Source organism: Novosphingobium sp. (genome assembly GCF_040398825.1).
GTDB lineage: Bacteria > Pseudomonadota > Alphaproteobacteria > Sphingomonadales > Sphingomonadaceae > Novosphingobium.
This window is the reverse complement of record NZ_JBBATI010000005.1, coordinates 45146-59892: the sequence shown is the minus strand read 5'-3', so window position 1 is coordinate 59892 and position 14747 is coordinate 45146. Positions and strand designations below refer to the sequence as shown.

10 protein-coding genes are annotated in these 14747 nt (G+C 66.4%); 3 read left to right on the top strand and 7 right to left on the bottom strand.

Features of this window, described 5'->3' with window-relative positions:
- Positions 1-74: 74 nt before the first annotated feature.
- The 3 genes from ABWP89_RS04415 to ABWP89_RS04405 form a co-directional block, all read right to left on the bottom strand.
- Positions 75-5561: an AMP-binding protein gene (locus tag ABWP89_RS04415; RefSeq protein WP_353227513.1), complete on the bottom strand. Its 5487-nt coding sequence runs from the start codon at positions 5559-5561 to the stop codon at positions 75-77.
- Between the two features lie 202 nt (positions 5562-5763).
- Positions 5764-6804: an SAM-dependent methyltransferase gene (locus ABWP89_RS04410; protein WP_353227511.1), complete on the bottom strand. Its 1041-nt coding sequence runs from the start codon at positions 6802-6804 to the stop codon at positions 5764-5766.
- Positions 6801-7646, bottom strand: a complete 846-nt coding sequence (locus tag ABWP89_RS04405) for a DUF1295 domain-containing protein (RefSeq protein ID WP_353227510.1) — start codon at positions 7644-7646, stop codon at positions 6801-6803. Before ABWP89_RS04405 ends, ABWP89_RS04410 begins: the two co-directional genes overlap by 4 nt.
- 208 nt (positions 7647-7854) lie before the next feature.
- On the opposite strand from ABWP89_RS04405, the gene ABWP89_RS04400 reads away from it, so the two are divergent.
- The 3 genes from ABWP89_RS04400 to ABWP89_RS04390 are packed head-to-tail and all read left to right on the top strand — an operon-like array spanning position 7855 to position 11215.
- Positions 7855-9183, top strand: coding sequence for an NAD(P)/FAD-dependent oxidoreductase (locus ABWP89_RS04400; protein ID WP_353227508.1), 1329 nt, complete (start codon positions 7855-7857; stop codon positions 9181-9183).
- Complete coding sequence (locus ABWP89_RS04395) at positions 9180-9986, top strand: DUF1365 domain-containing protein (RefSeq protein WP_353227507.1); 807 nt, start codon at positions 9180-9182, stop codon at positions 9984-9986. The genes ABWP89_RS04400 and ABWP89_RS04395 overlap by 4 nt, the downstream gene beginning before the upstream one ends.
- The gene (locus ABWP89_RS04390; RefSeq protein ID WP_353227505.1) at positions 9983-11215 is read left to right on the top strand and encodes a class I SAM-dependent methyltransferase; all 1233 of its coding nucleotides are present in this window, start codon (positions 9983-9985) and stop codon (positions 11213-11215) included. The genes ABWP89_RS04395 and ABWP89_RS04390 overlap by 4 nt, the downstream gene beginning before the upstream one ends.
- 39 nt (positions 11216-11254) lie before the next feature.
- Here ABWP89_RS04390 and ABWP89_RS04385 read toward each other — a convergent pair whose 3' ends face one another.
- The 4 genes from ABWP89_RS04385 to ABWP89_RS04370 form a co-directional block, all read right to left on the bottom strand.
- Positions 11255-11809, bottom strand: coding sequence for a peroxiredoxin (locus tag ABWP89_RS04385; RefSeq protein WP_353227504.1), 555 nt, complete (start codon positions 11807-11809; stop codon positions 11255-11257).
- Between the two features lie 70 nt (positions 11810-11879).
- Complete coding sequence (locus ABWP89_RS04380; protein WP_353227503.1) at positions 11880-12599, bottom strand: anti-sigma factor; 720 nt, start codon at positions 12597-12599, stop codon at positions 11880-11882.
- Positions 12596-13168 carry a sigma-70 family RNA polymerase sigma factor gene (locus ABWP89_RS04375; RefSeq protein ID WP_353227502.1) on the bottom strand — a complete coding sequence of 191 codons (573 nt, stop codon included), beginning with the start codon at positions 13166-13168 and terminating at the stop codon, positions 12596-12598. The genes ABWP89_RS04380 and ABWP89_RS04375 overlap by 4 nt, the downstream gene beginning before the upstream one ends.
- Positions 13169-13206: 38 nt before the next feature.
- Entirely contained in the window at positions 13207-14739 is a 1533-nt protein-coding gene (locus ABWP89_RS04370; protein WP_353227501.1) for an oligosaccharide flippase family protein, read from the bottom strand.
- Between the last annotated feature and the right edge of the window lie 8 nt (positions 14740-14747).

Below are 14747 nucleotides of genomic sequence, written 5' to 3'. Positions count from 1 at the left end.
GCAGTTCTCTTATTTCAACAACACTTTGCGCCAGCGTTATGTTTGGTCAGCGGCGCTCTGTGTCGGCCTTGCTTTCATTCAGCGACGCTTTGCGTCGCCCAGGCTTCCAGCAGTGCGTCACGGCTGCGCAGGCCCAGCGCGGGCAAGGCATGATTGACCACATACGTCGCGCCCGAATGGCGGTTTTCCCACATTGCCTGGTGTGCCTCTGGCAAACCGTCCCACGGCACCACCAGCGGTTCGGTCACTTCCAGCAATCCGGCGGCGATCATGTCGTTCATCCGCGCCACTTCAAACGCGTTGCACAGATGCGTGCCCAGGATCGACGCAGTCGGCATCAGGATCTTGCGCTGGCGCGTCCACACTTGCGGGGCATAAAACGTGAACCGCTGCCCGGTCAGATCCTCGGCATAGACCACGCGGCCGGTGAACGGTTTGACCAGCGACGTGGAAACCCCCAGCGTATCTTGCCCCGCCCGTTCGAAAATCAGGTCGGGCGCGCCGCGCGGATTGTCGGGTGATCGCAAGATGCGGCCGACGGCATTGCCGAACGGCTTCATCACGCGGTCCTGGTAATCGCGCACTGCCGCCTTGAACACTTCGATATCGGCCTTGGCATCGGGCAGGCGCGGCATTGTCGCCGGCCACACGAAATTGTCGCCTTCGCGGCGCTGAATACCCTCCAGGCTCACGATCCCGGCAATGGTGTCTTCCAGGCCGAGCGATTGCAGGAATTCGCGCTGGCCGTCGGTGGTGGTCGCCACCACGCTGCGCGCGTTGAACCGCCGCGCCGCCTCAATCAATTCGAGGCCGGTCGCATCGAGCAAGTCGGTCGAACCGGGGCCGTAATAGATCAACACCGCCTCACCGCCGCGCAATTCGGCCTTGCGCAGCATGTCTTCCGGCGATCCCGCACCGGGTTTGCCCATAAAGCTGAAATGATAGCCGGAAGACGCGCCATAAAACGCCAGCGTGCCGCCCGGCGCCAGCAGTTGGAAACTGCGCGGAAACGCGGTTTCGCCGGCATGGCTGACCACGTAATCGGCGCGCCGGCCGCCATTCAGAGCCTCGTATTCGGCGACCAGCACGTCACCCGCAGCCTCCCACGCGCGCGCCGCCTCGGCGTCTTCGGGAACGGTGGTGTACAGCGCGGCAAAGCGCGGATCGCGGCGGTTGATCGCGCCCGCCGCGCCCTGCTGGCCGGTGATGAACGCCGCGCGTTCGGCGCTGGAAACCAGCCCGGTCACCTGCAACCCGGTGCGCACCGAACTGCGCAATGCATCCAGCCCGGTGCCAGTCGCAGCACCTTCGACAAACAGCGTCTTGCCCGGGGTGATCTGCAGCGTGGTGAACAGGCAGCGCGAAATCGTGCCCAGATTCAGCACATAGCTGCCCGCCTGTTCCAGCGTAAGATCGGGCGGCAGCGGGTGCATCTGCGGCGCCTGCACAGTCAGGAACTGCGCATGGCTGCCGGTTTCGGTTTCATAGCCCTGGATGGCAAACCCGGCGAACATCGGGTCATTGCCAACCTGCGGTGACAGCAGCGCGTTGGTGCCCGAATAGACCGTGACCAGATCGCCGACCTTCACCCGGCCCTCCGCACGGGTTTCGCTGCCCAGCGCGGCGACCAGCGCGATCCCGCCCGATCCGGTGATCTGCACATCCTGCTCGTGCGAATCGAATGGAGACACCGGGATGCCGGTCAGCGCCCAGATATCGTTGAAATTGACCTCGCTGGTCAGCATGTACAGCAGCGCTTCGTTGGGCGCAGGTTCCGGCACTTTGACGATCAGTTCGCGTTCGTGCGTCGCCGGCGGGCCAAAGCGCGGCGCGCCGGTCACGGGATCGCGCGCAATGCCGAACGCATATTGCCATTCCGGGATCGGCGTGACGGCGGGATAGAACGGCGCGCCGACGGGCAGCAGATCGCCGCTCGCCTCCAGCGCGGCGCCACGGCTGGCGTGTTCGGCGTCGATCCACACCCCGTCGCGGCGCACCGGCAGCGGCGGGCTGACTTTGTCCATGAACTGGCGGATGCCGGTCTTGCCGCCATCGGGGTCGACAATCGCCTCGGCAAACAGCGCGGCTTCGCGCGCCAGACCGGCGGCCATGCCCTGGGTCAGCCCGGTGCGCACCGCATCGATCGCGCGCGCGCCGGCTGTGCCGCGCCCGGCCCAGTCGAGCTGGTGCAGGATCGTCTGCAGGAACGGATCGGCCAGCACCGCATCCAGATCGGTCTTGGCGGGGGCCGCCCAGCGCGCGGTCATCGCCTGCCGCGCGGCAAAGGCGGCGCCCAGCGCGCTGTTTGCACCGTGCCGCACGAAATCGCGCACCGCCGCATGCGCCTGCGCCAGCGCATCGTGCGACCCTTGCGCCAGTTCATCGATCAGCCCGATGCCATACGCCGCCTCGGCATCGATGCTGCGCCCGCCCAGGATCAGGTCCAGCGCATCGCGCACGCCCACATCGCCATGCTTTTCGCCCAGCAGCCGCGGCAACCGTTGCGTACCGCCATAGCCGGGCAACAGCCGCAAACGGATTTCGGGCTGGCCGAACCGCGCGGTGGTTTCGGCAATGCGGTAATGGCACGCCAGCGCAAATTCCATGCCCCCGCCCAGCGCCACGCCCTGCACCGCGGCCACGCACGGCTTGCCCATCGCCTCAATCCGCGCGAACGCCAGCTGCGCATTGTTGGGCAGCACGAAGGCTTCATCCAGCGTGTGCACTTCTTCCAGCATCTGGCGGATATCGGCACCGGCGACGAACGACGATGATCCCGCCCCGGTGAACACCACCGCGACCACATCGTCCTTGCGCGCCAGATGGTCGACCACGATCACCAGTTCGTCGATCGCGCGTTCGTTCAGCGCGTTGACCGGCGGGTTGGTGACGGTGACCGTGGCCACGCGCTGGCCTGCGCCCACGGTGTTGTACTGGATCAGGAAATAGCGATAGCGTTCGAACAGCGATTGTTCCTCTGACAAGCGCTGCTTGCGCTGCCAGTCATCGATCGCGCGTTTCAGTTCGGTCAGGCTGTCGGGATTGCGCAGCGTGGTCACATCGCCCACGTCGCCGCCTTCGACCAGCGCGCGCACCATGCGGCGCATATATTTGCCGCTGCGGGTTTCGGGGAATTGCGACACCTCGATAAAGTCGGCCGGCACCGCCACCGCGCCCTTTTCGGTGCGCACCAGATCGAACAGCCGCCGCCGGTCTTCATAGGTCAGCTTGCGCCCGGCCACCGGCACCACAAAGGCCAGCGGGGTCAGCCCCTTTTCGCGGTGCGGCGCACCCACCACCAGCACGTTGCCCACCGGCGAATCCGGATAGAGCGTCTTGTCGCGCAGCACTGCGCCCTCGATCTCTTCGGTGCCCATGCGGTGGCCGGATACGTTGATCACGTCATCGCTGCGGCCGTGCAGCGAAAACGACCCATCGTCATGCCGGATGGCGAAATCGCCCTGGGTATAGGCCCAGGTGCCCTGCCACCGTGTCCAGTACCCCGATTCCCAACGTCCCGCATCGCCGTGCCAGGCGGGCGCAACACTGCCATCGGCCACCTGGAAATTCGCCAGATCGCCCCAGATCGTGCGCGCCAGATAAGGATAGGGCGCAGCGATGACGATTTCGCCCTTTTCGCCCAGTTCGGCTGGTCGCCACGGCACGCCGCCGGCGTCGCCACGCGCAAAGGCGGCACCCTGCGCCGGCGCATCGGCATCTTCGACCCACACATCGCCCACGATCCACGGCAATGGATAGGTATGCGCGTCGGGCCGCAGCGGATAGGCGCGGTTGCCGTAAAAATGAGTCCAGGCGATGCCGCCGTGCTCGGTCGCCCAATAGCTGTTGATATAGTGCGGCGTGACATGGTCCATGCCAAACGCCTGCACCGATGGCGAGGTCGGTTCGGCACAGAATGTCGCGACCCGCAAGCACGTCATGTCGTACCGTTCGAGCTCGGCCAGGTTCGACGGGTCGGACATCACCGATTTCAGAAAGGTCACCCCGGCCTTGAAAATCGTCACCCGATGGCGTTCGATCATCGACGCAAAGCGCCCGGCGTGCGGGAACACCGGCGATCCTTCGGCAATCACCGTGGTCACCCGCGTGGTCAGTGCCGCCGAAATCTGATAGCTTTGCCCGGTGATCCAGCCCGGATCGGCCACCACAAAGATCGTATCGCCGGGCCGCGCGTCAAACGCCACCGCCATGGTATGGGCAATGCCCGCGGTATAGCCGCCGTGGACGTGCACGATCCCCTTGGGCTTTCCGGTCGAGCCCGAGGTGTAGATGAAAAACATCGGAAATTCGGCATCAACCGGCAGCGGCCGCGATGTGGCCCAGACCGCACGGACAAATTCGCCATCGGGCAGCGCCAGCAGCGCCGCTTCATCGGCCACCGCAAACCCGGCGGCGCGCGCATTGGCCAGGATCGTCGCCAGCGCCTGGTCAGTCAGTTCGTGGCTCCACCGGTCGCGTTCGGCGCGCCACACGATATCGGGCTGCGCGGTGTGCTGCACCACGATCACGGTATCAACCCGCGGCGGCAGCGTGACCAGCGCCGATGCAATCGCCAACCGGATGCGCGCGGCATCGCTCGTGGCGATGCGGCCCTCTGCCCCCAGCACGATCAGCGCGCGGCCAACCCCGCGCATGACATCGGAGCGTTCGACCGTGACTTCGCCTGCCAATGTTTCGGCAACGGTCGCACGGATCAGCGCGGCATCGGCATCGCCCAGCCCCAGATCGGTCGCATCCAGCACCGCCAGCGCGGTCGCCACCGGAACATAGTTGTCGAGCGCGGGATCGGTATAGGCGGTCTTGAACGCAGCAACTTGTGCGTTGCGATAACTGCCGTCCGACGTCACGATCACCCGCGCGCCGGCGTCGGCAATGCGGTCGGACAGCGTCTTGTCGCTGAACCCGCCGAACACGGCGGTATAGACCACGCCCAGCCGTTTTGCCGCCTCGGTCCAGAAGATCTGCGGCACGATGCTTGGCATATTCAGCGCGATGCGGTCGCCCGCCTTCAGCCCCAGCGCCTGCAATGCCACCGCACACTTCGCGCTTTCCAGCAGCAGCCGTTTGCGCGACACGGTAAAACAATCGACCGGCGCGCCGCGCCCGCCATCGGCCGCCATGTCCCAGCGGTCGCCTTCGAAAACCAGCGCCGCTTCATCGCCGTGGCCGGCCAGCACGTGGCGATCAACCTCGTTGAACGCGGCATTGGTGCGGCCACCGACAAACCAGCGCCAGTGCGGCGGGGTCGAACGGTCAAACGCCTGGGTCCACGGGGCAAAGCTGTCCGGCAGGTCAGCGGTCAGGCCGGCGCCGGTCTGCGCATCCCACCCGGTCCAGCGACCGTCGGCGCCGCGGGTGATCCACGCGCCTTGATCACCAAGGTCGGCCACAAACCAGTGAATCGTGCGCGCGGCAATGTCGCCGTGATAGACGCCGGGGTCGGCAATGACCGACGCGCGCACGGTTTCCCAGTCTTCGCGGGTCAAGACCGGATTGTATTGGGGATCGGCGTCAGAAGCAGACGTCTGCGCTTCAAGCATCACCGAATCACTCCCCCGTTTTATTTTCAAACCATTGAACCCTAACATCAGCCACTTGGCAATATTGCAATGCAGCACGCAGGTCAGCGTCCGGCCCATCGCGAGATGGCTGAGCGCAGGCGCCATATGCCGCTACGGCACGCGGGGTTTTGGCGAAGACCAATCTGTGGAATTGCCCTTTAGGGCAATCAGGGCGTCCGATTCAGCGCAGGGCGCGAATCAGGCGATAGTGGCTGACACCCCATTCGCGGCCGCCGGAATGCCCAAACAATCCCTCGGTGGCGAGGTAGAACAGCCGCCAGCGCCGCGCCCACAGTCTGGCCTTTGTGCCATAGACCTGCACCAGCAGCGCATCGATCTCGGCACGGTTGGCGTCAAACCGCGCCAGCCAGTCGCGCGCGGTGCGGGCATAGTGTTCCCCCGACCAGCGCCATTGCGCCTCAACCGCAAACAAGTCGGGAAATTGCGCGATCAGATCGTGGCTGGGCATGATCCCGCCGGTAAAGAAATGCTGCGCAATCCAGTCGGTCGGGTCGGTGGTGTCAAACCGATAGGGCTGGTTGCGGTGGGTGAACACATGGATGAACAAGCGGCCATCGGGTTCCAGCCAGCCATGCACCCGCGCCAGCAGCGCCCGCCAATTGGCCATGTGTTCAAACATTTCGACCGACACCACGCGGTCGAACCGCGCACCCGGATCAAACGTGTTCATGTCTGCGGTGATCACGGTCAGGTTGGTCAGCCCGCGCGCGCGCGCCGCCGCCATGATATGTGCACGCTGCCCGGTGGAATTGGACACCGCGGTGATCGTCGCACCCGGCAGGCGTTCGGCCATGAACAGGCTGAGCGATCCCCACCCGCAGCCCAGTTCCAGAATGCGCTGTCCATCGGCCAGATCGGCGTGCGCCATGGTTTCGGTCAGTGCCAGCACTTCGGCCTGATCCAGCGATTCGCCACCGGTTGGGTACAGACAGCTGGAATATTTGCGCCGCGCGCCCAGCGTCAGTTCGAAAAAGCGTGGCGGCAGTTCGTAATGCTGATCGTTGGCCGCATCGGTGTGTTGCGCAATGGGATAGCCATCCATCGCGCGCGCAAATGCGGCGGTCTGATCGGGCGCGCCGGCCAGGTCGCGCAACCGCGTGCCAACCAGATACGCAATCCCCGCGCGAATCACCATATCGGGCAAAGGCGTCGCCTCCACCGCGCGGATCGCGGCCGGAACCAACGGGGTGAGCAGGCTCATTTGCGGCGCACCGCCGCCTCTGGCAGCGGGGTCAGGCGCGGGATCGGCCAGAACGCGCGGATGCGCCGCTGGCTGTCGATAAAGGCGGCGCCCCGGCTGCGGCGCATATGCGCCTCCACCATCGGAATGCCCGACACATGTACCAGCAGCCAGTAGATCAACGCCGGGCCTGCCAGCGTGGCCCAGGCCCACAGCGTTGTACCCGCTGGTCCGATCGAGAAGCCGGGCCCGATCGCAATCACCGGCCAGGCCAGCCAGGCCAGCCATTCAAAGAAATAATTGGGGTGGCGCGACACGCTCCACAGCCCGACCTCGCACACTTTGCCGCGGTTTTCGGGGCGGGTGCGAAAGCCTGCCAGTTGCGCATCGGCGATTGCTTCGCCCACCACCGCCACCACCAGCAGCGCAAGCCCGGCCATATCGCTCCACTGGCCAAACGGCGCCGGATTGCGCGCGGCGGTGACCACCACCAGCGCCAGCACCAGCGCGGCCACCGCCTGGATTTCGGCAAACAGGAACAGCTGCCGATCGGCGTCATCACCCCACTTCTTGCGCAACATCAGATAGCGCGGATCATCATGCCCGCCGCGGCTGCGCCACCAGATATGCGTGCCCAGCCGCAGCCCCCAGGCCAGCGCCAGGCCTGCCACCAGCAGCTGCCGCAGCCCGGATGCCCCCGCACATGGCGCCAGCGCACCGGCGGCACCGGCCATTCCGGTGGCATAAGACCAGATCACGTCCATCATCCCCGATGCGCCCGGTCGGCGCGCCACGGCCCATGCCAGCGCCATCGCGGCAAACAGCCCAAAGGACAGGTACGCGGTCAGCACAAGAAATGTCATGGCATGCTCTACGTTGGAATCGGCAAGACGGATGCATCGCGCCGGTGCATCCGGCGGACCGCGCTGCACGTATAGGAATACGCGACACCGGTTGCAAACAGCCGAAAAGCTGATCACATGGGCTGTCGCAAAACTTGGGGAAGCGGACCAGATGCCTTTAGGTTCATCGCCTGCTGCTGTGCCCGATGGGGCCCGGCCACCGGGCTGCGTGCGCCGTATTGCGGTGATCGGCAGCGGCATTTCCGGCCTGTCGGCGGCCTGGCTGCTATGCCAGCAGCACGATGTCCAGGTGTTTGAGGCGGACAGCCGGATCGGCGGGCACAGCAACACCATGGTGGTCGACGGGCAGCCGGTCGACACCGGGTTCATCGTTTACAACCAGGCGACCTATCCCAACCTGACTGCGCTGTTTGCGCATCTGGGGGTGGCGACGCGTGCCACCGACATGGGCTTTGCGGTGTCGCTGGACCACGGCCGGCTGGAATATTCGGGCAGCGATCTGGGCGGGTTGTTCGCGCAGAAACGCAACCTGTTGCGCCCGCGCTTCTGGCGCATGCTGGCCGATCTGGTGCGGTTTTACCGCCGTGCGCCGCGCGATTTGCCCACCTTGGGCACACTGTCGCTGGGCGCCTATCTCGATCGGTTGCGCATGAGCGCGGCGTTTCGCGATGACCATCTCTATCCCATGGCGGCGGCGATCTGGTCGACGCCGGTGGCGCTGATCCCCGATCAGCCGGCCGCCGCGTTCATCCGTTTTTGCCAGAACCACGGGCTGCTGGAACTGGGCGCGCGCCCGGCGTGGCGCACGGTCGAAGGCGGCAGCCGCAGCTATGTCGATCGGCTGGCCGCGCCGCTGGCCGGGCGCATCCACATTGCCACCCCGGTGCGCCGCATCCGGCGGATCGCGGGCGGACATGGCGGGGTGGAGCTGACCACCGATCACGGTGTCACGCGCTTTGACGACGTGGTGATCGCCACGCATGCCGATCATGCGCTGGCGCTGCTGGCCGATGCCGATGCCGATGAAACCCGCGTGCTGTCGGCGTTTTCCTATCGCCGCAACCTGGCCGTGCTGCACAGCGATGCGGCGCTGATGCCGCAGCGGCGGCGGGTGTGGTCAGCGTGGAATTATGCCAGCAACGGGCGGTCAGGGAACCAGACGCTGTCGGTCGCCTACTGGATGAACCAGTTGCAGGGCTGGCTGCCCGAAAGCCTGCCGCTGTTCGTCACGCTGAACCCGCTGCGCGATCCCGATCCGGCGCTGACCCATGCGCGCGTGACCTATGACCACCCGGTGTTCGACCTCGCCGCCGATCGCGCGCAAGGCGAACTGTGGGGCCTGCAAGGCCGGCGCAGCACGTGGTTTTGCGGCGCGCATTTCGGCGCCGGTTTTCACGAAGACGGATTGCAATCCGGGCTGGCCGTGGCTGAGGCATTGGGCGGGGTCAGCCGTCCGTGGCAGGTGGCGGACGCATCGGGCCGCATACGCGTGACGCCAGCGGTTTCGCCGGTGGTTATCGACACAGAGGCCGCATGATGCAACGCGGCGAAACCGTCTCTGCGCTCTATATCGGCACGGTCATGCACCACCGGCTGCGGCCGCGCGTGCACCGGTTGCAATACCGGCTGTTTTCGCTGCTGATCGATCTTGACGACATCGATGCGCTGGCGGTGCGGCTGCGGCTGTTTTCGCGCGGGGCGTTCAACCTGTTCAGCTTTTACGACCGCGACCATGGCGATGGCTCTGCCCGCCCCCTGCGCGCGCAGGCAGAGGCGCTGCTGGCGCAGGCCGGGCTGGCGCATGGCGGGCCGATCCGCATCCTGGCCATGCCGCGCCTGCTGGGGTTCGCGTTCAACCCGCTGTCGGTGTGGTTTTGCCACGACCCCGCCGGCGCGCTGACCGCGATCCGCTATGAAGTGAACAACACCTTTGGCGAACGGCACAGCTATCTGCTGGCGGTCGAACCGGCAGCATCGCCGCAGCACGATGTGCAGCAAAGCGTGACCAAGCGCTTTCACGTGTCGCCGTTCCTGCCGATGGACATGCAGTATGCGTTTCGCGTCAACCCGCCTGGATCGGCGCTGTCGGTGGCGATCACCGCCAGCGATGCCAGTGGCCCGGTGCTGTTTGCGGTTCACCGCGCGACACGCCACGCGCTGACCGATGCCGCGCTGCTGCGCGTCGCGGTTACCCACCCGCTGCTGACCATCAAGGTCGTCGCCGGCATCGTGTGGGAAGCGGCGCTTCTGTGGATCAAACGCGTGCCTGTGCACCACCACCCCGGCACGGCGCCCGCCACGCCGGTAACCTTTTCACCCCCACGACCGGAGGTCCCGTGAGTTCAAGTTCATCCGCATCGTTTCCGACTGCCGCCAAGGCCGCGCGCCCGTGGCGGGCCGGCGCGGTATTGCGCGGCATGCGCCGGTTTCTGGCCGCGCTGCATATCGGCAGTATCAGCGTGGTGCTGCCCGACGGGCAGACCGTGCATCACGCCGGGACGGAGCCGGGCCCGCATGGCCAGATCACGCTGCACAACTGGCGCGCGCTGCGCCGGCTGCTGTGGCGCGGCGATCTGGGCTTTGCCGAGGGATATATTGCCGGCGATTGGTCGAGCAGCGATCTGGTGCGGCTGATTGCGGTCGGCGCGGCCAATCTTGACCGGCTGGACAATCTGATCGACGGTTCGGTGCCGGTGCGGCTGATGCGGCAGCTGGCACATGCCCTGCGCGGCAATTCGCTGCGGGGCAGCCGGCGCAACATCGCCGCGCATTATGACCTGGGCAATGCGTTCTACCGGCCCTGGCTGGACGACAGTATGACCTATTCATCGGCACTGGCGCTGATCCCGGGGCAGACGCTGGAATCCGCGCAGGCGCTGAAACTGGACCGGATTGCCGAACTGCTCGATCTGGCACCCGACCACCGCGTGCTGGAAATCGGCTGTGGCTGGGGCGGGCTGGCGGCACGGCTGGCGCGGGCCTGCACGCACGTCACCGGGGTCACGCTCAGCCACGAACAGCTGGGCTATGGCCAAAGCCACATCGCGCATGCCGGGCTGTCCAATCGCGTTGATCTGCGGTTGCAGGATTACCGGCTGGTCAGCGAAAGTTATGACCGGATCGTATCGATCGAAATGCTGGAAGCGGTGGGAGAGGCGTGGTGGCCAACCTATTTTCGCCAGATCCACGACCGGCTGAACCCCGGCGGCCGCGCCGTAGTGCAGGTGATCACCATCGCCGAACACCGGTTCCCGCACTACCGCGCCGCGCCCGATTTCATTCAGCATTACATTTTTCCGGGCGGTATGCTGCCGACGCGCACGATCCTGGCCGAACAGGCCAGCGCGGCGGGGCTGGTGCTGTCGCATCAGGAACAGTTTGGCCAGGGCTATGCCGCCACACTGGCCGAATGGCGGCGCCGGTTTGAAGCGGCGCACGACCAGATCAGCGCGCTGGGCTTTGACGCCAGCTTTCAACGGCTATGGGCGTACTACTTGTGCTATTGCGAGGCGGCGTTTTCGACCGGGCAGATCGATGTCGGCCTGTATGTGATGGAAAAGCCGCAATAAGCGGTTCCGGCGCGCGCGATCAACGCGCGCCGGTCCGGATCACTTTGCCGGGTGGCTGGCACGCCAGGCCTTGACCGCCGCCAGCGACTTGGTGACATGGCCTTCGGCGCTCAGCGCGCTGTAGACGAACACGATCTTGCCATCGGGCGCGATGACAAAGCTGGTGCGGTCTGACATCGAGATGATCGGCAATTTGACCTTATAGGCATCAATGATCGCGCTGCTGGCGACGCCCACGGCAAATTTGTTGCGGCATTCGGTCACCGAAAAGCGGCTGAGCTTGTCGATCGGATCGTGTGACAGGCCAATCACCGTGGCGCCCAGCGCGCTGAACTGCGCGGTGGCGTCGGAAAAGTCATGCGCCTCGATCGTGCAGCCGCTGGTGAACGCGGCGGGAAAGAAATACAGCACCACCGGGCCTTTTTTCAGCGCATCGGCCAGATGAAACGGGAACTGTTTGCCCGCGATCACCGCCGGCGTGCTGACCGCTGGCGCGGTGGCGCCCACCGCCAGCGCGGCCTGTGCCGGGGTGGCGGCAACGGTGACCGATGCCAGCGCGACCAGCGGCATGAAATGGTTGATGTTCAGACCCATGAAAACTCTCCTTGCGATTGCGCACATCGTCGCGTTTTCGCGATGAATGCAAGCTGTCCACGGGGGCCGATCACCCCGCCTGTTGCAGTTTCCCGGTCAGAATCACCGGGCCGGTGGGCAACCCGGTGGGCGATCCGCCCGCCGGTTCCAGCGACACTGCCAGCACCACGCCCGCTCGCAGGGCCTGCGCCGCCGACCCCGGCGCAACGCGCCAGCCAGGTCGGTCGCGCGCCAGCAGCCCCAGCGAACGCGGGCGACCATCAGCCGGGATCACCCACAATTCCACCGCACGCGCCGGATCGGCAATGCCGGAAACCACCGACGCCAGCCGGCCAGAACCGGGATCATAGGCGACCGAAACCACCCCCGCTGTGCCCGACAGCACCGCCACCAGCGGCGGCGCGGCAGCGGGCGCCACCACGTTTGGCACAGGCGGCGGCGCCGACCGCTGCCACACGGCAAAACCCATCACCAGCGCGGCCAGACTGGCCGCCAATGTTGCCGCCTGCCACACCCCGGCACGGGCCAGCCATCCGGTGGCGGGCGCATCGTCATTGGCGGGCAGTGCATCGGCAATTGCCGCCCACACCTGCGGCGGCGGCGCGGTTTCGGGCACGCTGGCGGTCAGCCCGGCGGCATAGGTCAGCCAGCGGTCATGCGCGCGGGCAAAATCCGGATCGCTGGCCAACCGCGCGGTCGCGCGCGCGGCATCGGCGGGATCGAGCAGACCCAGCGCGAGTTCGGCCGCCAGCAGATCGTCATCATCATGATCGGACCTGGTAGTCGTCATGCCAGGCACTCCCGCAGCCCGATCAGCGCGCGGCGGATACGGCTTTTGATGGTGCCCAGCGGGCGGGCGGTGCGTTCCGCCAGTTCGGCATAGCTGGCGCCGTCGAAAAAGGCCGTGCGGATCAGCCGGGCGTCGCCCGCATCCAGCCGGTCAAGACACTGGCCCAGCCGCCCGGCATCATCGCCGGCAATGGCCAGCGTTTCGGCATCGGGCGCAGGATCAGCCACGGCATCGGCCAGTTCGATCGGGTCGGTCAACCGCCGCCCGGTCCCGCGCAGGCGGTCCACCGCGCGGTTGCGCGCGAGCGTGATCAGCCAGGTCATCGCGCTGCCGCGCGCCGGATCAAACGTCGCGGCGCGGCGCCACACCGACAGATAGATATCCTGCAACACCTCTTCGGCTTCGTGCCGCAGGGGCAGAATGCGCAGGGTGACGCCGAACAGTTTGGCGCTGGTGCGATGATACAGCGCATCAAACGCCGCGCGGTCACCATCGGCCACGCGCATCAGCGCGCGATCAAGGCTGAACCCGGCGTCATCGCCTGCACCAAAACCGGCAGCCTGTGCCATGCGCACCCATCATCGACAGGGATATGTCGGACCGTTTGCTAAGCGCAAATGGCCGCCGGCACAAGCCAGCGCGGCAGTGGCACAACGTGTTGCACAATCGCGATAATATCCACCAGTGCCGGGTGCCGCACCAGCCGCAGCGCCACCAGCCACGCCACCCCGCCCACCACCGCCGCCAGCAACAGCACCGGCGCATCAACCGCATCCGGCGCCCGCCACAGCGCATAGACCAGCGCGAGCGGTGCCAGTGCCGCGATCGAAACACACGCGCTTTTGGCATAGACCATCAACAGCGCGCGGCGGTCAAACCGCACCACATCATCCATCAGCCGCGCATAGAGCAGCACCCATACAGCCGCATAGACCAGCCGCGACGCCGCTGCGCCGTTCAGCCCCCACTGGCACCCCGCCACCAGCAGCCCGACCGAGGCCACGGTGTCGATCACATTGCGCACCACCAGCCGCCCGGCGCGGCCCATCAGCACCGGCAGATCAAGATGCAGCGGCAGCGCGCACAGCACCACCTCCAGCAGGGCAACCATCGTCAGCACCGGCGCCACCCCGGCCCATGCCGGCCCATACAACACCCGCACGATTGGCCGCGCCGCCAGCGCCAGCCCGGCCATGCCCGGCCATAACAACGCGGTATAACCCGCCACCACGCGCAGATAGGCCGGCCCCAACGGTTCACCCCGGTCGCGGATACGCGCAAAGGCGGGAAAGAACACCTGGCCGACCGCGCCTGCGATCAACATGCGGAACTGGTCCGACAGACCGATGCCGCGGCTAAACAGCCCGACCGCGCCCAGCGGCAAAAACCGCCCGACCACCATATCGGGCATGCGCGCGCCCAGTGCGCCAACCACCGTGATCAGGCTGAGCCGCGATCCCGATCCCAGAATCGGCCCCAGCCCGTCAAACCGCAGCGGCCACGGCAACGTGGGGCGCAAGGTTTGCGCGATCACCCCGCGCGCGGCGGCGCCAGCCAGCGTGGCCCAGGCCAGCGACAGCGCGCCCCAGCCATGCCACGCCAGGCCGATCGCCACCCCCGCCTGCACCACCGCGCCGCCCAGATTGACCACGAAATGGCCGTGATAGCCCATGGTGCGGCTCATCACCGCCAGCGGCATCACCGCCAGCGGCGAAAACAGATAGCTGGCCGCGATGATCAGCATGATCGGCGCCAGCCCGGGCAGATGATACAACCGCGCCGCCGGTAGCGCCGCCAGCGCAATCGCGGTCGCCAGCGCCAGCGCGAACAGCAACGACACCGACCCGCAACGCGCCAGATCGGCGCGGTCGAGCGTGGGCAGCGCCGCGATATGCCGCGCCATCCCGAAATCCTGCACCACCGCGATGACCAGCGCAAACGCCAGCGCGATCGAATAGAGCCCGAGATCGGCGGGCCCGAGAAACCAGCGCGAGATGATCACCGAACTCGCAAACTGCACCGCAAAGCCCAGGTATTGCCCGGCCATCGCCCATACCGCCGCACCGCGCACGCTCATAGCTGCGGGTTCGGCCACCGCGCTGCCAGACCTGCTGTTGTCGGCGCTGCTGTCGCTGGTCATCGCAGGGC